Origin of the sequence: Paenibacillus sp. FSL E2-0178 (genome assembly GCF_038593005.1) — a bacterium.
Taxonomy (GTDB): Bacteria; Bacillota; Bacilli; order Paenibacillales; family Paenibacillaceae; genus Paenibacillus_AQ; species Paenibacillus_AQ phytohabitans.
In genome coordinates, this window is record NZ_CP151953.1 from 4,444,099 (window position 1) to 4,466,590 (window position 22,492).

A 22,492-nucleotide genomic window follows, 5' to 3' on the forward strand; every position below is an offset into this window, starting at 1 on the left:
TAGCTGGGATTTGTCAGGACCGCTCATACCAGTACCCCGGAATACCCCGCTCCAGCCGCATTAGCGCCTCCAGATAATAATAATCGCCCCAGATCGTGTAATCATCCGGCGAATCGCCGGCCCTGACTGAATACGAGCCATGCTTCAGCAGGCCTTCCGCTTCCCCGCTGCCATGGGTGGAATAGTGCTCCGCCAGTGCTCTCACTGCTGCCTCCGCCGCTTCCCGGAAGAACCGGTATTCCGGATCTGCTTCACCCAGCTGAGCGGCAATCTCCAGCAGTCCGCAGGCGGCAATCGCCGAGGCGGAGCTGTCCCGCTTCGTGTCCGGTCCCACAGGGGCATCGAAATCCCAATAAGCCACCCCATCCTCCGGCAGCCCGGACACGAAATAACGGCCCAGCTGCTTCGCCGTTTCCAGCATTTCCGCGCTCTGCAGATAACGGCTGATTAAGGCGAAGCCGTAGATGCCCCACGCCTGCCCGCGTGTCCAGGTCGAGCCGTCACCATAGCCCTGATGCGTTCCGCCGCGGATCGCGTCTCCGGTGGCCGGGTCGAAATAGAAGGTGTGATAGCTCGAGCCATCGCCGCGCACCAGGAAGCGGCGGGCTTTGCGGGCATGCAGCTCAGCCACCCGCCGGTAAGAGGCCACGCCTGTATGCTCATGCGCCCAGAGCAGCAGCGGCAGATTGAGCAGACAGTCGATAATAATCCGGCCGCCATTAACGGAATCGCCCTCCGGCCCCCAGGCCTGAATTAAGCCGGCTGCTTCGCGCCAGCGCTTCATGAGCATATCCGCCGCCTCCAGCGTCAGCTGCGCCGCCCCGGCATCCTGCTCAATGATCCACTGGGCTTTGGAGGACAGAGAATAGAGGAAGCCTATATCATGATGATCAAAAATGATCTTATGGTCCATGCGGTGCCGGAAGCTACGGACGGCTCTTAGCGCCTGTTCGCGGTAGACCGGGTCCTCGCTGTATTCAGAGCACAGCCAGAGAATGCCGGACCAGAAGCCCGCCGTCCACTCCGTATTGTCATTCAGCGTGTAATGCTCACCATCGGTACTCACATGGGGAAACCGGTCCCCGAATCTCAGGATATTCCGTTTGGTTACGCCAAGTGCGTCTTCAATCGCTTTTTGCCACATATCAGACATTGCTCCTCTTCATAGATTGCCCTGCTGGATCAGCCGGCTGTTCTGCTTATACTGGCCGGGAGTGATCCCTTCGTATTTCTTGAACACACGGATGAAGGAATTGCTGTTCAGGAAGCCAACCAGCTCGGATACCTCCTGCACGGTCAATTCATCCTGCTGCAGGATTTTCTTGGCCTCTTCTATCCGGTATTGGTTGATATAGTCGATAACATTGGTGCCGGTCTGCTCCTTGAAATACTTGGAGACATACGTAGGATGGAACCGGAACCGTTCGGATATATGGGTCAGCCCCAAATTAACGTCAGCGTAATTCTCATGAATGAATTCCAGGAGCTGATCCTTCAGCTCGGTATTATGGGAACGCTTGCGTTCATGCACCATTTGGCAGACCGTCTCCAGAATATGCAGCAGTCCGGCCTCAATCTCCTCAAAGGTCTCACAGGCAAACAGCTGGCGGACCAGTTCATTGCGCCCGGCCGGTTCCTTCAGGTCATCGGTCTTGAGCTGCTCCGTTGCCTTCAGCATGGTGCCGATCAGCTCGAACATCAGGCAGCGGGCCAGCTCTACAGACAAGGGCTCCCCGGCAAAGTTGGTCATCAGAATTTCGTTCATGACCTCAGTAGAGCGGGCATAATTACCTGTAGCGATATAATTGACAAGCTGACGCTCCAGATCAAGCGGATAATAGAGCTCCTCCTTGGGCTGCCGGATCCTGTGCTGGTCAATAATCTGGCCGATGCCAAGAATCAGCCGGTACTCCAGCGCCTCCTCTGACTCCTGGAAGCAGGCCGAAATCTCAGCAATGGACTTGTGGACGCTGCTGACTCCGACCGAGAAATAGATGAGGAAGCGTGAATGGATGAAATGCTGCGCCTCCCCGGCGGCATGGATCAGCTGCGGGACGGCCTCCCCGGCATCCCCCCGGATATTGACCAGGAAGGCGATCCGCCCGTCCATTTCAGCGGAATAGACAGGACCAGCCGAGCCCATCAGTTCCTCCAGCACATTGGACAGAATCAGGTGGACGAACTGGCGCTTCTTCTCCTTGTCCTCAGGTGCCCGGGTACGGAAAAGCCCTTCATAATTCTCGATGTGCACCAGCAATACGGCAAAGGAGTCGCTGTCAAAACAGATGCCAAGGCGTTCCAGCTCCGCAGCAAACCCTGCTCCCGGCTGCACCCGCCCTTTCAGCAGCCTTGCCAGGAAGCTGCTGCGCACCGTCATTTGCTGCTCCTTCAGCCTGCTGGCGAACTGATCCTGCTCTTCCCAGGCCCGGGTCAACACCGTTTGCAGAATACCGAATTCATCATCCGGCTGCTCCAGCTTCCCTTTGACTTTATCGGAAATGATACTCATAATCCGGCCAAGCGGGCGGTAATTACGCCGGGTGAACCACCAGGCTGCCACACCGCCCAGCAGCAGGACAGCCGCCACGCCGGTGAATGTGATGTTGCGGATCACCATCAGCTTCTTGGCATAAATGCGCGTGGGAACGATGGAGACATATTGCCAGTCCTGCACGTTAGAGGAGATCTGGGAGACCGTCACCGATTCCCCGTTCCAGTCTGCCGTTCCCGTCCGTCTTCCGCTATTCTTATTCTGCAGCAAATAGCTGTGTATCGTGTAAGGGGTTTCAACTGTCCCGGTAGAGAATAACGTACGCCCGTCCCGGTCGAGTATGAACACGATGCTCTCTTGCTCCAGACGCACATTGTTGATCGCCTGCTGAAACCGTTCCGGGTCCAGGGTAACCACGAAGGTGGCCGGACTGTTACCGGACAGCTGGATCGGAAAAGGCTGCAGGTAGACCAGCGTCTCCTCAATACGGCGGTCCTCGCTGAAGACCTTCATTTTGCGGAATAGGCTCTCGTCCGAATCCTGCATTAGCCGGGTCCACTCCTGCTCGCTCACCCCGGTTCCCTCATAATAGATCTCATACAACAGGTTCTTCGAGACAAGCGATGAGGAGGACAGTGCCACATCTGCAGATTTCACATAGATGTACAATTCACGAATCAATCCATTCCCGATCCGGATCGATTTGAGGTTCTTAATCAGCTCCAGTCCCATCAGCCGCCACCTGGCATCCTGTTCGGAGGCGTGATTAATGAAGCTGCTCAGCTGGGAATCGGCCATCAGCTGGCTGCTGATGCTGCTGATATCTCCAATCTGGCTGTCGATCGTCTCCTGTACCTGGGACAGCAGGACCCTGTTGGAGCGGCTAACCTCCTCCTCCAGCAGACTGCGGGACTCCGCAAATACGGCCGCACCGATGGTGACCGGAATGAGCAGGATGACCAGATAAGAGAGGCTCCAGGACAGCAGGATGCTTTTCTTCTTCATGGCTCTCCTCCTCTTGTTCATGATGATGGTGTAATCCGCATAGGGCCCCGGGTTATTCCTTGATCGCGCCAATCATGACGCCTTTCACAAAATACTTCTGTAAAAATGGATAGATAAAGAGAATCGGCAGCGTAGCCACCATTACCGTTGCGTATTTCACACTTTCTCCGATCGCTTCCTTATCCCCCATAGCCGCTGCGGTAGTCATTGAATCCGTGCTGTTCTGGATTAGAATTTCCCGCAATATCAGCTGAAGCGGGTACAGATTACGGTCGCGGATATACAGAATGGCGCTGAACCAGGAGTTCCAGTGGGACACTCCGTAGAATAGAATCATAACCGCAATTACCGGCATGGATAAGGGTACCACAATCCGCCAGAGAATTCGTACCTCTCCCGCACCATCAATTCTCGCTGATTCCAGCAGACTCTCGGAAATCTCCTGGAAGGCCGTACGCATAATGATCAGATTATAGCTGCTGACCAGTCCCGGTACAATCAGCGCCATCAGGTTGTTCCCCATGTGCAGCGTATTGTTAATCAGCAGATAGGTGGGAATAATCCCGCCGTTGAAGAACATGGTGAACACAATGGCCAGCATGATCGGATTGCGGAGCATGAAGCTTTTGCGGGACAGGGTATATGCACCCAGAATGGTGAACAGCAGATTGAGCGCCGTACCCAGCACCACGATCACAACCGTATTCCTGTAGCCGGAGAGAATGCTCGGATTGCTCAGCACCAGCTTGTAGCTGTCCAGATTGAACCCGTCCGGAAGCAGCAGCAGCCCGCTATGGGCCATCAGCCGGTTAGAGTCGCTTAACGATGCATTCAGCACATGCCACAGCGGATACAGGGTGATGATGATGAGAAGGAGCATGATCAGCGTATTGGCACTGTCAAACAGCCGTTCTCCTATGGTTCTTTTAATTTTCATGGGAATCCCTCACTTTGTCTTCCTGGTGAAGCGGCTCTAGAACAGCTTGTTGTCAGATACCGCTTTGGACAGCCGGTTGGCGCCAATGAGCAGAATGAAGTTGACCACCGACTGGAACAGGCCGACGGCAGTAGTATAGCTGAACTCGGCACTCTCACTGATCCCTTTGCGGTAGACAAAGGTAGATATGACATCCGCTGTATCATAGATGTTCGGATTATAGAGCAGAATGACCTTCTCGAAGCCGATCTCCATCAGTCCGCCCACACGCAGAATCAGGAGAATAACAATCATCGGAATAATACCCGGCAGGGTGATATGCCATACCTGGCGCATCCGGCTGGCCCCGTCTACCTTAGAGGCGTCATAGAGTTCAGGATTAATACCGCTTAGCGCAGCCAGATAGATAATCGTCGAGAACCCCAGCTCCTGCCAGACCGAAGATGCAGTATAGATCGTACGGAAATTACCCGGATCACTCAGCAGTGCGCTGCTCTGCCCGCCAAAGAAAACAATTATAGAATTAAACAGCCCGTCGCGGGACGAGAAATCGACCACCATTCCGCAAATGACCACAATCGAGATAAAGTGGGGAATATAAGAGACGGTCTGCACCGTGCGCTTGAACATTTCATGCCTGAGCTCATTGAGCAGCAGCGCGAGCAGGATCGGAGCCGGGAATCCGAACAGCAGCTGATAGAAGCTTAAGACCAGCGTGTTTTTGAGAATCCGCCAGAAATAATAACTCTGGAAAAAATCGCGGAAATGCTGCAGCCCCACCCAATCACTGCCCCAAATTCCTTTACCGACGGTATATTCCTTAAAAGCGATCACCGCACCATACATCGGCAAATACTTAAATACCAGAAAATACAATACAACCGGGAGTGCCATCCAGTAGATCGCTTTGTTCTTTTTATAATTCATCCATACCAGAGATAACTTCTGCGGCATAGTCTCCCTCCTTTCCTCTTCTTCATTGCAGGTCCGCGGGGGTAAAATTCTCATTCACCGCACCGCGGACAGCTCCTCTGTCTTATCTGGCGTTATAGCGGTCTAAGGCGTCCTGCTGGATTTCAATCGCCCGCTTCACATTGAACTTGTCAATCTGGGCGGTGAACTTGCCGAAGTTCTCTATCGGTTCCGCACCGATGACGAATTTGATGAACATCTCATCACGGTAAGTAGTAATATCGCTCATGATTTTGCTGTACTCCGTGGATTCCTCTGTAGTCAGGCTGACCGGGGGAAGACCGACCTTGAGTGTGTTATCGCTGTATTTGGAAAAGAGCGCAACCGCGTCCTTCTGCTGCTGATACTGGTAATACTGCTCGTTGTACCGGTCATCATCCTCACCGACAAACGGATAATTGGCAATGAAATGCTTCGCCATCGCCTGAACCACCGACAACCCGTCCGGATTCTTCAGAATCTCATCCGTGTAGGTCGGATATCCGTCCTTCATCGTGTACGTTACACCCTCTACGCCGAAGTTCTTCAGCATATGGCCTTCTTCACTGAAGAAGTAGTCCAGCGCCTTCACGGTTTCCTCCGGGTTCTTGTTGCTCTTGGTAATCGTCGCGCCGGCACCGCTCCACTCCCAGGACCGGCCGGTGAACATCGGCTCATCCCCCTTGTTCACTACAGGATACTGCACAGCGGTAAGGTTGGCCTCCGGCTCCTTCTCCTGCAGTGCAGGCAGATAACGTCCAATGCCGCCGCCAATGAAGGCAAAGAAGGCGCCGGCCTGACCGCCCAGAATCTTGGCATCATAGGTTTTCTGATCATTCGTGGCGAAGTCAGGATCAATCAGGCCCTCCTGATACCAGCGGTGGAACGTAGTCAGGAATTCCTTGAATTCCGGCTCTGTCGGCCCGTAGGCTACCTTACCGTCCTTCAGGAAGATCGTATTCGTGATCCCATAGGCTTCGAGGAAGGTCGGGGCCGCCGGGCCCATCGTAGTCAGCTTAGGCGGTGCACCGAACAGGAGCGGAGCGGTGACCCCTTTCTTTTCCTTGAACGCCTTCAATACCGTCTCCCATTCAGCGAGCGTCTCCGGCTGCTGGAGATTCAATTCGTCCAGCCAGTCCTGGCGGATGAATGTGCCTCCGAACGTCTTATATTTGCCCAGCCGCAGATGGGGAATCGCGTAGATGTCTCCGTTATCCGCTTTCAATTGTTTCGCGACCTCGGGATTCTCGTCCAGAATCTTCTTCAGGTTAGGCGCGTACTGGTCAATCAGATCGTTCAGCTTAATGATCGTGCCGTCCGTGTACAGCTTGGAATAATCCCCGTAGACGAACATCACATCCGGCAGCTCATTCGAAGCCAGCATGACATTGAACTGCTCCGTCTCCGCACCGACGGCGGGATGCTGGAATTCCGTCTTAATGTTGGTCTTCTTCTCCCACTCCTGAATCGCTGTAATCTCACTCATGTTCTTCAGCGTAATTGACACATTCGTATTCAGTGACGCCCAGATCGAAATCGGGGTAGGCTCATCCGCTGCCGCTCCTCCGGCATTCCCGTTCCCGTTCCCGCCCGAGCAGCCTGCCAGTCCGCCTATAGCCAGCAGCAAGCTGGTGCCGAGCATCATCCGTTGTCTCCAAGATCTCTTCATCCCTTCACATCTCCCCCATGTGTTCTTAATAGAAAGGCTATCGCCGGAGGCACCTGTCCTGCAGTCTTAAGGTTTTGCGGTCCTGCAGTTTTGTGGTCCTGCGAAGCTGCCTTCTGCTCCTCCAACTTAACGCCGTACGCCAGCCTTGACTATCTCCCATTCTTGCTGCGATATCGATATATTGATTAACGCCTGTCCATCACAGGAATTGCATACGGATGCTAAGAAATCGAGATTGATTTCGCCTGATATTCCAATCCGGGTTATTGCGGACGGTGTTTGCGCTTTCATATTATATCAAACTGCAGCGTTGTCGCGGCATTGCACATACTCACTCCCTACACCGGAGGGGCAGACAAGAACAAAATCACCTCATAAAAGCTGAACAATAAGAATGATAGCCAGGGGATGGATGCCCTCTTGCGGAGCAGGCTTCGTCATACAACGAGTTAGGTTGTTAAGCTCACTCTACTTAATGGGCGAATCAAGCTGGAGCTTTGGAGCTTATGTTACTTTTAAGACGACCCCCTATAGTTGGCACAATGTGCTCGGTTTTTCGCATACATTCGCTCCGTCTAGCCTATCGTTGGCACAATGTACTCGGTTTTTCGTGTACATTCGGCTCACCCCGTACCGCCCACTTTCAGCGGAATTAGAGGGTTTCATCGGGTACCATAATTTCCTACATAAAGAAAAAAAGACACCGGTTAAGTGTCTTAAAGTCTTTGACATCTATCTATGCAATTCGCCCAGCCTGCAAGCCATCTGTCAGGACCCGGCCAACACCGCCAGCACCGTTTCCAGCACCACATTCACGCCCATCTCACATTCTTCATAAGAAGTGAGCTCTTCCTCGCAATGGCTTTTCCCCTTCACACTGGGTACAAAAATCATCGCCGACGGCAGGAATCCGGCCACGAATTGGGCATCATGCCCCGCTCCGCTGGCCATCTTCTTGCTGCTGTAGCCCAGCTTCTGCGCCGCTCGCTCCACCAGGGCACAGACCTCCCGATCGAACCATACGGTATCGCGTCCCCACAGCTTCGTCTTCGACACACTACACTCCAGCAGTTCCTCAGGCAGACCATTAATAATTGCCTCTACTTCACGGACAATATCCATGTCCTTATGCCGGGCTTCCACGGTGAAGATCACCTTGTTCGGAATAACGGTATGAATATTAGGCAGCACGTTCATTCTCCCCATGGTATAGACCAGCTCGGAGTCCAGTACAGCCAGCTTCCGCCGCAGCTCCGTAATAATATCTGCAGCGGCAAAAAGCGCATCCCTCCGCATATCCATCGGCGTAGTACCGGCGTGGTCCGATTCGCCTGTGACTTCAATTTCATAACAGGCCATTCCAACAACACAGTCGACCAGGCCGATCTTGAGATTCTCTCTCTCCAGCACAGGCCCCTGCTCGATATGCAGCTCCAGATAAGCCGTTGCTTCCCTGATCCGGTTCTCCGCATCGCCCGCATAGCCGCTGGCCTGCAGCGCTTCACCGAAGGTCGTACCCTCCGGGTCCTTCTTCTTCAGCATCTCCGCCTTGTCGAACTTGCCGGCCAAGACGCCTGAAGCCATCATCGACGGCTCGAAGCGGGCTCCTTCCTCGTTGGTGAAGTTCATCACTGTTATTGGTAAACGCGGCTTAATGCCGTGATCGACCAGGGTTCTTACCACTTCCAGACCGGCGATTACCCCGAGCACCCCATCGAATCTGCCGCCTTTCTTGACAGTATCCAGATGCGATCCGATCACTACGGGCGGGCCTTCTTCGCTGCCGGCAAGTGTGGCATATATATTCCCCATATCATCTACCTTCACAGCCATTCCCAACTCAACACAACAGGAAGTGAAATAGCCGCGCACCTGCACATCCTGCTCCGACAGCGATAACCGGGTGACCCCGTTATTGTCCGTCCGCCCGAAATCGGCGAATGACTCGATCGTATTCTTCAATCTCTCACCGTTCACGAATATCTGCTGCAGCTGCATGGCCTTATTCCTCCGTTTCAAACGATCTTGGAATTATTGCTTTCTATATATGTTATACCATTCCGTATTATTTTCATTTTACAGACTGTAATAATTTTTTTTGGTTTTGTTCACGTTATGTTATAACGCGATTGGGGAAGTCTGATAGAATATGAGCTGGTAGGAAGCATAATTTGAGAGGAGCTAAGCATATGAATACCCTTTTGCGCAGCGGCACAGCTGAAGCTGTGATCAGTTCACTCGGAGCCGAGCTGATCAGCTTCAGAAGAACGGATACGGAGACCGAATATATGTGGAGCGGGGATGCCGCCTTTTGGACAGGCCGTTCACCAGTGCTGTTCCCTATTATCGGCGCAGCCACTGGGGGCGAGATCAGAGCAAACGGGCAGGCGTACAAAATTGCCAATCACGGCTTCGCCAGACGCAGTGAATTCACGCTGCAGGAGGCGAGCGATACCCAGGCGGTCTTCCGGCTCTCGCATAGTGAGAGCACTTTGGCAGTCTACCCGTACAAATTCAACCTGTTCCTCACCTATATCCTGAGCGGAAGCACCCTTGAGATCAGCTACCGTGTGGAAAATACAGATGAACAGGAAATCTTCTTCCAGCTCGGCACCCATCCTGCATTCAATTGCCCGATTGACGGCAGCGGAGCATTCAGCGATTATTATCTCGAATTTGAGCAAAAGGAAACGTTAGACCGCCTGTTCCTGAATTCCACCGGCCAGCTGATTAACGGTAAAAGCGACCCTATGCTAGGAGACGGAAACATTCTGCCGCTGAACCATGAGATGTTCGAGCATGACGCACTCGTCTTCAAGAATGTAAGCTCGCAGTCTGTAGCGCTGAAGAGCAAGCTGTCTGCCAAAAGCGTAAGCGTAGCTTACCACAACTTCCCCGATCTCGGGATCTGGCAGCCGAAGAACGCACCGTTCCTGTGCATCGAGCCTTGGCATGGTGTAGCAGACAGTGAAGGCTTCACCGGAGAAATCCGGGACAAAGCGGGAGTCATCTCCCTGCCGCCGGGCGGCCAGTCTACAAGCTCGCTTACGATTACGTTCAATTAACCGATTGTTGCTCCACCGTTCCTTGAAGAACATGAAGGCCGCAGCCGCCCGCCCTAACGGGACTGCGGCTTTTTTGAAATATAAGAATTTATATGTTTCACGCTATAAATTATCCTTCTATTTCTCGCTGAAACGGTACCGTCCTTTAAAAGGACGGCAAAGCCGTTTCCACTTGTGTCAAATTATAATCCATATCCTGTGCTTACGGCGGCAGGCTGTCCAATAAGTAAACTAAAGTAGTATATACAACCTTTTACTGCCAATAGTAAGCTTAAGATAGTTAATTCACTACACATAGAATGGGAGAAATGGATAAGGGAGTGGAGTATATGCAAGGATTGTCAGTGGCTATCTGCACGAGGAACCGGGTACAGGACCTGACACGGTGCATTCATTCTATAACTAAACAAGACATAGGCAGGACATACCCCATTGAGGTCATACTTATAGATGACGGCGAAATACCAGCCCGTGTACTTACTGAATTTGAAGCTTTACTTACCGGATGCGGTTATCCTTTGACTTATTTCAGCAAGACGGACCGGGGATTATGGCTGTCCCGGATCAAGGCAGTGGAACTGTCCACCATGGACAAAATTCTCTTCCTGGATGATGACGTCGAAATCCCCGCTCACTATCTGTCTACCTTGATTCAAACCTACGATGATTATCCTAACTGCGCAGGAGTCGGCGGTATCGCCATCGGGATGCGGAACAGCTTCCTTGGAACCATCCGCTGCCTGCTGTCCTTCCAGCAATCCCTGTCGAGCGGCAAGCTCTCCTTAAGCGGTCAAGCCGGGTCCATGTACAACTGGCATAAAGCCCGGAAGATCTTCAAGACTGAATTCCAGCATGGCTGCAACATGTCCTTCAAAAAAGCGGCAATCCAGGACCTGAAGCCCGTTCCCTGGCTTACCAGCTACAGCGTCGGCGAAGATATTCTCATGTCCCGCATCGCCCGGAGCTCCGGCCCTCTGTATATCAATCCTGAGCTCAAGCTGCTGCATCATGAATCTCCGGCCTCCCGGGACAATCTCGAAGATGTCGCTTATACCCGGGTGCTGAATCATGTGCATCTGCTCAAGGATAAACGGTCGGGCCCCATCGGCTATCTCGCCCTGATGTGGACCACGCTCTACCTCATTCTCCGCGAGCAGCCCAAGAAGAATGTCGCCGCTATCAAAGGCTATAAGAAGGGGCTAAAGGAGATCTTTAACAGCCAGACCGCCGGGTAATCCGTCAAAACTCAGGAAGGGAGTGGAGTTATGAGTGTAAGCATTGTAGTTCCCATGTACAATTTAGAGCGTTATGTGGCTCCATTGCTGGATTCACTCCTGGACCAGAGCGAGAAGCGGTTCGAAGTGATTATGGTCGATGACGGTTCTACGGACCGTACGTACGAAGTGGCCGAAGCGATTCTGGCGCGGCACCCCATCCTGAGAGCCAAGCTGATCCGCACGGCCAATGCCGGAGTGAGCGCCGCCAGAAACACCGGGCTTGCAGCAGCGAGCGGCGATTATGTGCTGTTCCTGGACGGGGATGATTATATCGCCAGCGGGCTGGTGCAGAGCATTGAAGCCCATACCTGGAGCGCTGCTCCGGATATTCTCTGCTGGGGTTACAGTCTGGTCCGCGAAGACAAGTCCACCATTGTAAACTTCACTTCAGCGGCAAGCGACACTACGGGGAGCGAAGCGCTGAAGAATATTTTTGTGCATAAAAGCCTCAGAATCTGGACCGGCAGCATTGCCTACAAACGGACCTTTCTGCTGGAGAACGGCATCCGCTACACCGAGCGCTGCGTGAACGGGGAAGATCAGGAATTCATCTACAAAGCGCTGTCGCGTGCCTCGCGTGCCATATCCATCCCGGATGTGCTGTCCTTCTATCTGCAGAGAACATCCTCTATCTCCAATACGTATAACGTGAACAAATTCGACATGGTCGATGCATTCAAGCGGGTGGCTGATTATTTCAGAGCCCATCCCTTTGACGGGACACCTGAGATATCCGAATTGCTGCTGAACCGGGAGCTGACCGAGAACTACTTTTACAATCTGAAGACCTGTCTGAACGGCACTGCGGGAATGGATGTCAGGCGCCTGCTTCAGGATATGGATGCCCGTTATCCCGGACTTCCCCAGGAGATGCGGCCGATCATACGAGAGTACCAGGGGGACGACCGCCAGCTCGCGCTGCAGATCAGAGCCTTCTTAATCTCCCCGTCCTTGTACGGAGCGCTGATTGTTATCGACAGAAACTGGGTCCAATTCAAACATAAGCTCAAGACCGTGATGGGCAGAAAGGAAATCAAGATATGAAGAAGACGATGATGATCAATGCATATACAGAGTTCAATTTGGGCGATGATCTGTTCATAAAAGTGTTATGTGAGCGATACCCCGGTACCCGGTTTATGCTGATTGCCCCGCAGCAATATAAGCTCGTCTTCAAAGACCTCCACAACCTCAAGGTGTATGCCTCGGACTCCGTGCTGCTGCGGGGGATCAACTATATTTTCCGCAAATTAAAGCTTCATCCGAACTTCGTGCAGAAGCTGCTGACGGATCAGGGCGACGGAACCGTGCATATCGGCGGGTCTATTTTTATGCAAGGTGAACAGTGGGAAGAATATGTGGCTGGTGCTGAAGCCCTTCGCAATAAAAGCAAGCCCTACTACCTGATGGGTGCGAACTTCGGCCCGTACAAGGATGAGGCCTACTACCAGCAATATAGGGAAATCTTCCAGAATTATGCCGATGTCTCTTTCCGGGAGCAATATTCCTATGACCTGTTTAAGGATCTGGACAATGTGCGGCTAGCGCCGGATATTATTTTTCAGCTGAAATACAGCGGCGGTAGAGCTCCGGCTGTGGAGGGTAAGACCCTTGCCATTTCCGTGATCAAGCCCTCGTCCAAAGCTTTAGACGGTTTTGACAACCTCTATTATGAAAAAATGAAAGATGTTGCAATCTATTTCATTCAGCAGGGGTATGATGTGCATTTCATGTCCTTCTGCCAGCATGAAGGGGACCAGGAAGCGATTAGTCTGATCCTGAATCTGATTCCTGCGGAGCTTCAGGCCCACACCCACGCCCATCTCTACAAAACAGATATGGATGAGATTCTCGCCGTGCTGTCCGGTGCAAGCTGCATTGTCGCCTCCAGATTCCATGCGATGATCCTCGGCTGGGTGTTCGGCAAACCGGTGTTTCCCGTGGCTTACAGTAACAAAATGATCAACGTCATGCAGGATGCTTATTTCGGGGGAGCGTATACGGACTTCGCCCATTTGGCTGAGCTGACACCTGAGCAGGTCTATGAGAGCATGGCTTCGGGTACGCTCGATGTAACGCTGCAGGCGAACCAGGCGGAGAAGCATTTCGAGCAATTGGATGCTTATCTGGCACCCGAACCGCTGCTGGAAGGGAGAAGAAGCTATGAAAGCTAAACGGAGTATGCTGAACCTGGGCTTCGGGCTTACCAGCCAGGTGATTACCATTATCCTCGGTTTCTTCATCCCCCGCCTGATCATGGTTAACTACGGCTCGGAAGCGAACGGGCTGATTGCCTCGATTGTGCAGATTATCAGTTATTTCGCGCTGCTTGAGGCAGGAGTTGGCGCGGCATCGCTGCAGGCACTCTATAAACCGGTGGCCGGCAACGACAGGGGTCACATCAACTCCATTCTGGCCGCTACCTCCAGCTACTACAAAAAAACCGGGATCTACTATTTCATCTCGGTCGTGCTGCTGGCGGTCATCTATCCGCTGGTTATTCATTCGGAGATCAGCAGTATCAGCATCGTAGCCATTATCCTGTTCTCCGGCCTCGGCGGAGCGATTAATTATTATTTCCAGGGCAAATTCAGAGTCCTGCTGATTGCCGAGGGTAAAAGCTATATTGAGACCTCTATAGTCACGGTAGCGAACATTCTGAACAACGTGGTGCGGATCATCCTGCTGCTGCAGGGCGTGAACATCATCGCCGTCCAGGCCTCGTTCTTCGTGTTGACCCTGCTGCAGATTGTCGCGTTCTACATTTATGCGAAGCGGCATTACAAATGGATGGATCTCAGTATGACGCCGGATTTTGCCGCAATTGGACAAAAGAATTCCGTCATGGTGCATGAGATCTCCTATCTCGTCTTCCGTAACACGGATGTGCTGATCCTGACGATCTTCACCAACCTGAAGATTGTCAGTATCTACGTGATGTACAACATGATCTTCACCATCGTCGACAACATCGTCCAGACCGTCAACGGCAGCGTCAAATCAGCGCTGGGGCAGAGCTATCATGAGGGCAAAGAGGCTTTTGTCAAATTCTATGATGCGTATGAGGTCTACTTCATGGGCCTGATCTTCTCCATCCTGACCGTGGTCTACATTCTGATTCTGCCGTTCATGCGGCTGTACACCGCCGGGGTCAACGATGTGAATTATATTAACTTCTGGCTGCCGATTCTGTTCGTGGTGATCAAGCTGCTGACTAATGCCCGCACGTCGTCGAACAACCTGATTACCATTGCCGGACATTTCCGCAACACACAATTCCGTTCGATTCTGGAGTCGGCAATCAACCTCGGAGCTTCGATTGTGTTCGTAATCTTCTTCGGAATCTACGGTGTACTAATGGGAACTATTGTTGCTCTGCTCTACCGTTCGATCGATATCGTGGTCTACGCCAGCCGGGTGCTGCTGGAGCGCAGCCCGTGGATCACCTTCCGCAGATGGCTAACGAACGTTGCCGTCTTCGCGGCAATCGTGTTCATTACGACCAAGCTGAATCTGAGCATCACCTCCTACACCGGCGTAATCCTCTGGGGCGCGCTGCTGGGTGTGATTATTCTGCCGATCTATTTCCTGGTGGGTTCTCTGATGGAACGCGAGGTCTTCCTCTACACCTGGAGCTACGCCAAGAAATTCAGAACGAAGCTCAAGCTTAAACGGAAGGTTGCGGCCGGGCAGACGTTGTAATGCTGGAAATCGGGTAGCGCAGATTCCCATTCCAGCCGCATACAACCTGCCGGAACACCTCCACCAGTTTTTTAAGTGGATAAACGTAGCTTAATTTACCGTTTTTCGCACTTTGTACGTGAATAGTTGGAAAAAAGGCATTTACTTGCTGCCCTCCAGCCCGCTTCCCGCGAAATGTGCATTTTTAAGTGGAGTTTTTCCAACTAATTTTAGAATGGTCTTCACATTGAGGATAATAAGTGGAGAAAATCCAACTATTTAAATTAAGCTGTGATTTTCACAAAACTTAGCCCATGCTTCCGAAGTTATTTTGTTCGTAGGATATTCAATGGAGTATAGCTCACAAAATTTAGGAGGACTGATTATGGATCACCGCGGGGACTTACATGAAGCAGGACTGCATCTGCTGCATCAGCTGAGTGACGATATTCATCAACCGCCCGCCGGGGGTCTGACCCGTGAGGAGCTTATCCGCCAGGGCAGGAATATCAGCAGCAGCGAGAGTGATGCCGGAATCAAAGAACATCTGGAGACGCTAATCGGTGTCCTGGATGCCTTTCTGGCAGGCCGGGCTTCGGATGACGCGCTCCAGTATTATGTCAGCACTCAATTCAATATTCAGATCGATGAGATAATTGGGTTCATGCAGGGGCTTGCCGCCCTCAGCAGCAACGGGCCTGATGCGCAGGAGTCTACACTTAATCTGGACGCCGGTCCCTCAAGCCATCCGAAGGTCAGTGTAATTATTACTACTTATAATAGAAAAGATTTCCTGCAGCAGGCAGTGAACAGCATTCTGCGGCAGGATTATCCGCATACTGAAATTATCGTCATTGACGATTGCTCCAGCGACGGTACGCAGGAGATGATGAACGCCACCTTCGGAGCAGAGCCGCGCGTCATCTTCATGCAGAATGAGACCAACAGCGGACCCGGCAACAACCGCCGCAGAGCGCTGGCCGCACATGGCGACGGGGAATTCATCCTGTTCCTGGACGATGATGACTATCTCATTGACCGCAGCTATTTCACCGAAGCGGTGAAGGTACACCGGCTGAATTCGGAGCTGTCTTTTGTCGCCGCAAATGTATTCCTGGAATATTCCCAGTCGCAGAAGCTCACCATTTCCAGTCTGGAACTGAGTCCCGTCACGGACAAACACGACTATTTCATGAACTTCGAGCGGAAGAACTATCCCAAGCCGGCTTCAACTTTAACCGCCATATTCAAGCGCGAGGCACTGATGAGTATGGATATTCTGAATATGAGTATGGTCAACGATGCTTCTATATACCTGCGTGCGCTGCTGATCGGTGATGCCGGGTTCATTGATACGCTGGCGGGCGTGTACCGGATTCACGGCAACAATATCACCTTCAATCTCAGCCAGTCGTTCCTGATCGAGAATCTGGAGGAGAAGCGCAACATCCGCAATATGGCCATCGAGCGCTTCGGCTACAGCAAGGCGGAAATGAATGAGTGGTTCAACCATAACGTCTACGATACGATTTCTTACTACCTGATGAACTCCGCCAAAAGCCACAGCGACTTCAAGTTCATGTATAGCTGGGCGAGCGACCACTCTCCTCAGGCCTACAATCGATTGAAGCGCCAGTTCCGCACCAAGCTGATGAAAAAACAGCTGCTCCGCGTTTCCTTCGTACGGGCGCTGATGAACCGTTAACGGGACAGACCGGCTAGATGGAAAATGTAACTCTCCACACAAAAAGCAGCTTTCCCCTATAAGGAAGCTGCTTTTTCTTTTTGCCCGCCTTAGATTTCCTGCAGCAGCTTATCCAGCAGCCGGAAGGCTTCTTCCAGCGCAGGCTTGGACACTCCGCTGTAAAGATCCCCGATGTTCAGCTCATACGAGCATGAAGCTTCTCCTGTTTCTTTCAACCGCGGTGTCAGCCCGATTCCCGATTCCTTGTACACCTGAATCAATACCGGAGCAAGCTGCTCCCTGGATAACGCGAAATGTACATGGAACATGTTCGAGACCGGCACCTCCGGCAGCGTAGACACCTTATGGCAGCTGTTGAATAAGGCAGCCAGCTCCTTGGCCTGCTCATAATACCCGGCCATCCGGCCGATCCGCTGCCCGTAATAATACTTAGCCGTCAGGATATACGGATAGAGACTGATCAGGTCACCGCCATGGCGCCGTTTCCAGATCTTCGACTCCTCCGTGAATTCCCGGCTTCCAGCCAGGATCGCTCCGGCAATTCCTCCGATGCCTTTGTAGAAGGAAATATATACGCTGTCGAACAACCCGCAGACCTCGGCAGCTGTCTTGCCGTAGTATGGCAGCACTTCGAACAGCCGCGCCCCATCCAGATGAAGAATGATCCCCTGCTCCCGGCAATAGGCCGAAATAGCTTCCAGCTCGGCATACTCCGGCAGCTGCCCGCCGATTTCCCGCTGGGGAAGCTCAAGCAGCAGACAAGCAATACCCGCCCCCATATTCTTAACATCATCCAGTGTGATCAGGCGGTCTTTATCTGCCAGCAGCAGCGGCTCCAGATGATGCAGCTCCTTCAGCCCGTCCTGCTCATGAATCTCGAGGTGGCATAGCGGGTGATAGGCCACTCTTTTGCTGCCTTTGCGGTCACTCCAGATCCGCAGGGCGATCTGCTGGGCCATCGTGCCGCTGGGGAAGAATACACTGCTTTCCTTGCCGAGCACCCCGGCCATCTCCGCCTGGAAATCCTCTATTACTGCGCCTGACCCATACAAGTCGGCAGCGAGCTGATCCTCCACTCCGGCCAGCGCTTCCTTCAGCACGGATATCCCCCTTTTGCCATGGCCTGCCAGCTGCACTTCTGTCCCGTTAAAAGCTTCCAGTAAAGCATTCTGCTCATTCATTCCGCTAATCCGCTCCCTTTAAATATGCTCGATCTGTACGAATACTTGAAATTATATCATTTTCCGCTAAAATACCCGATTTATTTGAAAGTTCACATGATATTCCCCTGATCCAAGGTGAAATAAGTTGACCGCTGTGCTACAATATTGGAATTGCAAAGGCAATCGCTTAGGGAGGTTTATAAAAACACCATGCTTATTATTGGTATCGCCGGCGGGACCGGTTCCGGCAAAACGACGGTAGCGCGATCCGTTATTGACCGTCTTGGATCTGACAAAGTGACGTTCATATCTCAGGATAACTACTATAAAGACCATTCTTACCTCAGCATGGCTGAACGCGGGGCGATCAATTACGATCACCCGCTGGCCTTTGATACGGAACTGCTGATTGAACATTTAGATTGTCTGAAAGCCGGACAAGCCGCATTTGCCCCAGTGTATGATTTTACCGTTCATGCCCGCTCTACCGAGAAGACCGTTCGGCTTGCACCGAACAATATCGTCATTCTTGAAGGGCTTCATGTCCTCTCCGACGAGAAGCTGCGCGAGCAGCTGAACATTAAGGTATTCGTGGATACCGACCCCGATGTGCGTATCCTTCGCCGGGTACTGCGCGATATCGAGGAACGCGGCCGGACGATCCGTTCGATCCACACACAATACCTGACCACAGTTAAGCCGATGCATGAAGCTTTTATTGAGCCGTCCAAGAAATACGCTGACCTGATTATTCCGGAAGGCGGACAGAATGAAGTAGGTATTCAGCTGCTGTCCGTACTGACCGAGAAGTATCTGTCCGGCGATCATCAGTGGACTTAAGCAGAGCAGTCACCTGCTCATGCCTTAGTTGAATGAGAGCCGCCCGGCCAAGCCGGGTGGCTTTTTGCTGTGGCCGGCCGGACGCAGTTACTTTCCCGGAATCACCATCGATTCTCCCATGCGAAGAATACATCACATCACTTCCAGCAGACTTATGAAACATAGTGCTAACAGGCTCAGCTTCAATCTTAAAACCCTCCGTATATGTAATCTTACCTTACGCAACATACGTGATCGCAATGAAATTTTCTGCATTTTCAGCAACAACCCCCTTTACCTTGTTATATTTATTGACTGGTAGCGCTTTATTAAAGAAATAACTGTTGATTATTTCCGTTCCATCCACTATGATTAGGGCAACAGGGCGAACTAAAAGTTAAAGCGGTTAAACTTATTATTTGTTTATTCTATTTAAAATAGCATTAAACGACTTTTATTTATCATTAAAATTAAAGCGCTTATACTTTTAAGAAAGAAAGGCTGGTGTGTTCGTGATTAAGAGTGAGAGCCGGCGGCAGACGTTCTACATGTATCTGTTCATTTCCCCATGGCTGATTGGCTTCCTTATCTTCGCCCTCTATCCTATCTTGTCGTCGCTGTACTACAGCTTCACTGATTATGACATTATTCATCCGCCCAAGTTCATCGGTCTCGCCAATTACACGGAGATGTTCCATAACGAGCTGTTCTGGCGGTCCGTAAAAGTCACGCTAAGATATACCTTCATCAGTGTGCCGGTGCAATTACTGCTCGGTCTCGGGTTCGCCCTGCTGCTGCATCAGACCATTCCCTGGCGCGGCTTCTTCCGGACAGCGATGTATTTCCCGAGCATGGTCTCCGGCGTCGCAATGTCGCTCCTCTGGTACTGGATCTTCAACCCGCAGATCGGCCTTTTCAACTATATGCTCTCCTGGTTCGGCATCCACGGCCCGGCCTGGCTGATGAATCCCGACACGGCGCTCTACGCCCTGATTATCATGTCCTTCTGGACAGCGGGCTCCGGCATGATCCTCTTCCTCGCAGGTCTGCAGGGGGTCCCGGCCAGCCTAATCGAAGCCGCTAACCTGGACGGGGCAGGACGCTTCCGCATTTTCATGAATATTACATTGCCGATGATCTCACCAGTCCTGCTGTTCCAGCTGATTATGGGTCTGATCGACTCCTTCCAGGTGTTCACGCAAGCCTTCGTCATGACCCAAGGGGGGCCTAACTACTCCACCTGGTTCTACGTCTACAATCTGTATACCAGCGCCTTCAAGGAATACCGTGCTGGCTACTCTTCAGCCCTTGCCTGGATACTGCTGATTGTCGTCATGCTGTTCACGGCCGTCATTATGAAGCTGTCTAATCGCTATGTCCACTACGAAGGAGGCAGCCGCCGATGAGTACCGTTAAGGCCGCGAGCCCGCTTAGCCCGCCTTCCCGGTTGCGCCGGAGAGCTGATCCTGTTAAAGTCGCCAGCTTCATCACACTGATAATCACTACATTCCTCATGCTGCTGCCGCTGTTCTTCATGGTCTCCACCTCGCTGAAGTCGAAACGGGAAATGCTGAAGTTTCCGCCGACTTTTCTGCCGGAGAGCTGGGCCTGGAGCAATTATACCGATATTTTTGAGACTCTCCAGTTCGGCACACTGTACAAGAACAGCCTGATAATCGCCGGCCTCTCCGTCTTCGGCACCCTGCTCTCTTCGGCGCTGGTCGCTTACGGGTTCGCCAGATACCGGGGGCGCGGCAACAACTTCTGGTTCATCCTGCTGCTGAGCACGATGATGCTGCCTTATCCGGCCATTATGATTCCGCAGTTCGTGCTGTTCTCCAAAATGCAGTGGATCGACACCTTCCTGCCGCTGATCGTCCCCGCCTTCTTCGGCTCGGCGTATAACATCTTCCTGCTGCGGCAGTTCTTCTCTACACTGCCCGAGGAATTGTTCGACGCCGGACGGATCGACGGCTGCGGCGAGCTGCGGATGTGGCGGACCATCGCGCTTCCGCTGTCTGCACCGGCGCTGGCGACCGTTGCAATCTTTGCTTTTATCTACAGCTGGAATGATCTGCTGACCCCTGTGCTCTACTTAAGCTCATCGGACAAATTCACGCTTCCGGTAGGCATGGCCTCGCTCACCTCATCACGTTTCCGCATTCCGCCATGGCATCTGCTGATGGTTGCCTCGGTCCTGGCTATGGTTCCGATCGTCACTCTGTTCGCTATCGCCCAGAAGCAGTTTGTGGAGGGCATTGTGCTGACAGGCATTAAGTAATCCGGGTCCACAATACTTGAAATCATGGAGGGATTGGACAATGAACAAGATCATGAAGAGCAAGAGGCCGGCCGTCCTGCTTACAACAGCCCTGACAGCAATGGTAGCAATATCGGGCTGCGGCGGCGGCAAATCAGCAGGGAATGTCGCAGCAGGGGACAGCGGAGCCGGGAACTCCGGCGGGTCCGGTGAACAGGTGACAATATCCCACTATACGATTGACTCGGAGGACCGCACGTTCATTGAGAAGCTGATTCCCGACTTCGAGCAAGAGCATCCGAATATCAAGGTTAAGGTGGAGAAAGCACCTTACGAGCAGTTCGACAGCAAGCTACAGACGCTGATTGCCGGCGGCAATTCCCCGGATGTTACGAGCCACTACGGATACGGCGGTTTCGCCGAGTATTATAACAAAGACATGCTGTTCGACCTGACCGACCTCATTAAGGAAGACGGCTTCAAGGCTGAGGACTACAACATTCCGGAGAATCTGATGAAGATCTACACGGTGAACGGCCATACCTACGGCATACCGGTCAATATGTACGTCACCCTGATGCTCTACAACAAGGATATGTTCGATGCGGCAGGTGTCTCCTATCCGCCAAGCGACTATGAAGATAAGAGCTGGACTTTTGAGCGGATGGTTGAGGATGCCAAGAAGATGACCCTCGTCTCCGACGATATCGCCAAAACGCAATACGGCGTAGACTTCACCTGGGCGGAACGGGATATGCGGCCGCTGTACTTCGGGGCAGAGCCTTACTCCGCGGATACCTGGACCAACGGCGGCGTTCCTTCCGAGACACATTTCGACTCCCCTGAGGTCATTGCCGCTTACCAGAAGCTGTTCGACCTTGTCTTCAAGGATAAGGTCTCCCCCACTTCCGAGTGGAGTAAAAGCGTAGCCGGACAGAACGGCGACCCGTTCGTTGCAGGCAAGATCGGGATGTCGATCGGCGGTTCCTGGAACCTCGCAGGGGCTAACGACTTCCCGTTCAAAATCGGCGTAGCCGCAGTGCCGTGGGGCGGCAATGAGCAGGTGCGCAGCACACTTTTCGTCGATCCGCTGCTGATTCTGAAGGATTCGAAGCATCCGAAGGAAGCTTTTGAATGGATCAAATACCTGATGACCACCGAGGTCCAGGAGAAGTCCATTGAGCTGAGCGGCGGCAATCCGCCGGTCAACACCGAAGCGGCTGAAGTTTATTACAAGCATTTTGACGGAATTGATCCGGAGGATGTGAGGAAGGTCTACGAGGGTGCGGTCAAATACGGGTATGAATCCTACAACCATCTGATCACCAACTACTCGCAGATCAACGACATGTTCATTAATGAGCTGCAGCCTGTCGAGACCGGACACAAGACGCTGGAAGAGGTAATGCCGGTGATTCAGAAGAAAGTAACGGAGATTATCAAAAGATAAAGCGGCAGCGGCGGCATAG

The 22,492-nt window shown here is 52.4% G+C and carries 17 protein-coding genes; 10 read left to right on the forward strand and 7 right to left on the reverse strand.

Annotated elements, in window-relative coordinates; genetic code table 11:
- Positions 1–13: 13 nt before the first annotated feature.
- The 6 genes from MHI42_RS19185 to MHI42_RS19210 form a co-directional block, all read right to left on the reverse strand.
- On the reverse strand, positions 14–1,144 hold the full coding sequence (locus MHI42_RS19185) for a glycoside hydrolase family 88 protein (protein WP_342424767.1): 1,131 nt from the start codon (positions 1,142–1,144) through the stop codon (positions 14–16).
- A gap of 18 nt (positions 1,145–1,162) precedes the next feature.
- Entirely contained in the window at positions 1,163–3,496 is a 2,334-nt protein-coding gene (locus MHI42_RS19190) for a helix-turn-helix domain-containing protein (RefSeq protein WP_342420385.1), read from the reverse strand.
- A 52-nt stretch (positions 3,497–3,548) separates the two neighbouring features.
- The gene (locus tag MHI42_RS19195) at positions 3,549–4,433 is read right to left on the reverse strand and encodes a carbohydrate ABC transporter permease (protein WP_042132829.1); all 885 of its coding nucleotides are present in this window, start codon (positions 4,431–4,433) and stop codon (positions 3,549–3,551) included.
- A 36-nt stretch (positions 4,434–4,469) separates the two neighbouring features.
- Positions 4,470–5,387 (reverse strand): ABC transporter permease subunit, encoded by a 918-nt coding sequence (locus MHI42_RS19200; RefSeq protein WP_042132828.1) that lies wholly within the window; start codon positions 5,385–5,387, stop codon positions 4,470–4,472.
- An 82-nt stretch (positions 5,388–5,469) separates the two neighbouring features.
- Entirely contained in the window at positions 5,470–7,053 is a 1,584-nt protein-coding gene (locus MHI42_RS19205; RefSeq protein ID WP_342420386.1) for an extracellular solute-binding protein, read from the reverse strand.
- A 768-nt stretch (positions 7,054–7,821) separates the two neighbouring features.
- Entirely contained in the window at positions 7,822–9,051 is a 1,230-nt protein-coding gene (locus tag MHI42_RS19210; RefSeq protein WP_342420387.1) for a Zn-dependent hydrolase, read from the reverse strand.
- A 191-nt stretch (positions 9,052–9,242) separates the two neighbouring features.
- Between MHI42_RS19210 and MHI42_RS19215 the strand changes: the two genes are divergently transcribed.
- From MHI42_RS19215 to MHI42_RS19240, 6 genes are all read left to right on the forward strand, one after another.
- Entirely contained in the window at positions 9,243–10,118 is an 876-nt protein-coding gene (locus MHI42_RS19215; protein WP_342420388.1) for an aldose 1-epimerase family protein, read from the forward strand.
- A 329-nt stretch (positions 10,119–10,447) separates the two neighbouring features.
- The gene (locus MHI42_RS19220; protein ID WP_039296997.1) at positions 10,448–11,353 is read left to right on the forward strand and encodes a glycosyltransferase family 2 protein; all 906 of its coding nucleotides are present in this window, start codon (positions 10,448–10,450) and stop codon (positions 11,351–11,353) included.
- A gap of 30 nt (positions 11,354–11,383) precedes the next feature.
- Positions 11,384–12,439 carry a glycosyltransferase gene (locus tag MHI42_RS19225; RefSeq protein ID WP_342420389.1) on the forward strand — a complete coding sequence of 352 codons (1,056 nt, stop codon included), beginning with the start codon at positions 11,384–11,386 and terminating at the stop codon, positions 12,437–12,439.
- Complete coding sequence (locus MHI42_RS19230) at positions 12,436–13,569, forward strand: polysaccharide pyruvyl transferase family protein (RefSeq protein ID WP_342420390.1); 1,134 nt, start codon at positions 12,436–12,438, stop codon at positions 13,567–13,569. Before MHI42_RS19225 ends, MHI42_RS19230 begins: the two co-directional genes overlap by 4 nt.
- A complete protein-coding gene (locus MHI42_RS19235) occupies positions 13,559–15,097 on the forward strand; it encodes a sugar isomerase (protein WP_171716326.1) in 1,539 nt (512 codons plus the stop codon). The genes MHI42_RS19230 and MHI42_RS19235 overlap by 11 nt, the downstream gene beginning before the upstream one ends.
- A 364-nt stretch (positions 15,098–15,461) precedes the next feature.
- Positions 15,462–16,781, forward strand: coding sequence for a glycosyltransferase (locus tag MHI42_RS19240; RefSeq protein WP_342420391.1), 1,320 nt, complete (start codon positions 15,462–15,464; stop codon positions 16,779–16,781).
- A gap of 89 nt (positions 16,782–16,870) precedes the next feature.
- On the opposite strand, the gene MHI42_RS19245 is transcribed toward MHI42_RS19240, so the two are convergent.
- Complete coding sequence (locus MHI42_RS19245; RefSeq protein ID WP_342420392.1) at positions 16,871–17,962, reverse strand: beta-eliminating lyase-related protein; 1,092 nt, start codon at positions 17,960–17,962, stop codon at positions 16,871–16,873.
- A 192-nt stretch (positions 17,963–18,154) separates the two neighbouring features.
- Between MHI42_RS19245 and udk the strand changes: the two genes are divergently transcribed.
- The 4 genes from udk to MHI42_RS19265 all read left to right on the forward strand — a co-directional run bounded on the left by udk (position 18,155) and on the right by MHI42_RS19265 (position 22,473).
- Positions 18,155–18,784: a uridine kinase gene (gene udk, locus MHI42_RS19250; protein ID WP_039296931.1), complete on the forward strand. Its 630-nt coding sequence runs from the start codon at positions 18,155–18,157 to the stop codon at positions 18,782–18,784.
- Between the two features lie 491 nt (positions 18,785–19,275).
- Positions 19,276–20,169 carry a sugar ABC transporter permease gene (locus tag MHI42_RS19255; RefSeq protein ID WP_342420394.1) on the forward strand — a complete coding sequence of 298 codons (894 nt, stop codon included), beginning with the start codon at positions 19,276–19,278 and terminating at the stop codon, positions 20,167–20,169.
- The gene (locus tag MHI42_RS19260) at positions 20,166–21,044 is read left to right on the forward strand and encodes a carbohydrate ABC transporter permease (RefSeq protein ID WP_342420395.1); all 879 of its coding nucleotides are present in this window, start codon (positions 20,166–20,168) and stop codon (positions 21,042–21,044) included. Before MHI42_RS19255 ends, MHI42_RS19260 begins: the two co-directional genes overlap by 4 nt.
- Before the next feature lie 40 nt (positions 21,045–21,084).
- On the forward strand, positions 21,085–22,473 hold the full coding sequence (locus MHI42_RS19265) for a sugar ABC transporter substrate-binding protein (RefSeq protein ID WP_342420396.1): 1,389 nt from the start codon (positions 21,085–21,087) through the stop codon (positions 22,471–22,473).
- Positions 22,474–22,492: the final 19 nt, after the last annotated feature.

Excerpts from the sequence above, each read along its gene's own strand:
- MHI42_RS19210 (WP_342420387.1), bottom strand. The coding sequence starts at position 9,051 with ATGCAGCTGCAGCAGATATTCGTGAACGGTGAGAGATTGAAGAATACG.
- MHI42_RS19225 (WP_342420389.1), top strand. The coding sequence starts at position 11,384 with ATGAGTGTAAGCATTGTAGTTCCCATGTACAATTTAGAGCGTTATGTG.
- MHI42_RS19190 (WP_342420385.1), bottom strand. The coding sequence starts at position 3,496 with ATGAAGAAGAAAAGCATCCTGCTGTCCTGGAGCCTCTCTTATCTGGTC.
- MHI42_RS19195 (WP_042132829.1), bottom strand. The coding sequence starts at position 4,433 with ATGAAAATTAAAAGAACCATAGGAGAACGGCTGTTTGACAGTGCCAAT.
- MHI42_RS19245 (WP_342420392.1), bottom strand. The coding sequence starts at position 17,962 with ATGAATGAGCAGAATGCTTTACTGGAAGCTTTTAACGGGACAGAAGTG.
- MHI42_RS19215 (WP_342420388.1), top strand. The coding sequence starts at position 9,243 with ATGAATACCCTTTTGCGCAGCGGCACAGCTGAAGCTGTGATCAGTTCA.
- MHI42_RS19220 (WP_039296997.1), top strand. The coding sequence starts at position 10,448 with ATGCAAGGATTGTCAGTGGCTATCTGCACGAGGAACCGGGTACAGGAC.
- MHI42_RS19200 (WP_042132828.1), bottom strand. The coding sequence starts at position 5,387 with ATGCCGCAGAAGTTATCTCTGGTATGGATGAATTATAAAAAGAACAAA.
- udk (WP_039296931.1), top strand. The coding sequence starts at position 18,155 with ATGCTTATTATTGGTATCGCCGGCGGGACCGGTTCCGGCAAAACGACG.
- MHI42_RS19265 (WP_342420396.1), top strand. The coding sequence starts at position 21,085 with ATGAACAAGATCATGAAGAGCAAGAGGCCGGCCGTCCTGCTTACAACA.
- MHI42_RS19205 (WP_342420386.1), bottom strand. The coding sequence starts at position 7,053 with ATGAAGAGATCTTGGAGACAACGGATGATGCTCGGCACCAGCTTGCTG.
- MHI42_RS19260 (WP_342420395.1), top strand. The coding sequence starts at position 20,166 with ATGAGTACCGTTAAGGCCGCGAGCCCGCTTAGCCCGCCTTCCCGGTTG.
- MHI42_RS19235 (WP_171716326.1), top strand. The coding sequence starts at position 13,559 with ATGAAAGCTAAACGGAGTATGCTGAACCTGGGCTTCGGGCTTACCAGC.
- MHI42_RS19230 (WP_342420390.1), top strand. The coding sequence starts at position 12,436 with ATGAAGAAGACGATGATGATCAATGCATATACAGAGTTCAATTTGGGC.
- MHI42_RS19185 (WP_342424767.1), bottom strand. The coding sequence starts at position 1,144 with ATGTGGCAAAAAGCGATTGAAGACGCACTTGGCGTAACCAAACGGAAT.
- MHI42_RS19240 (WP_342420391.1), top strand. The coding sequence starts at position 15,462 with ATGGATCACCGCGGGGACTTACATGAAGCAGGACTGCATCTGCTGCAT.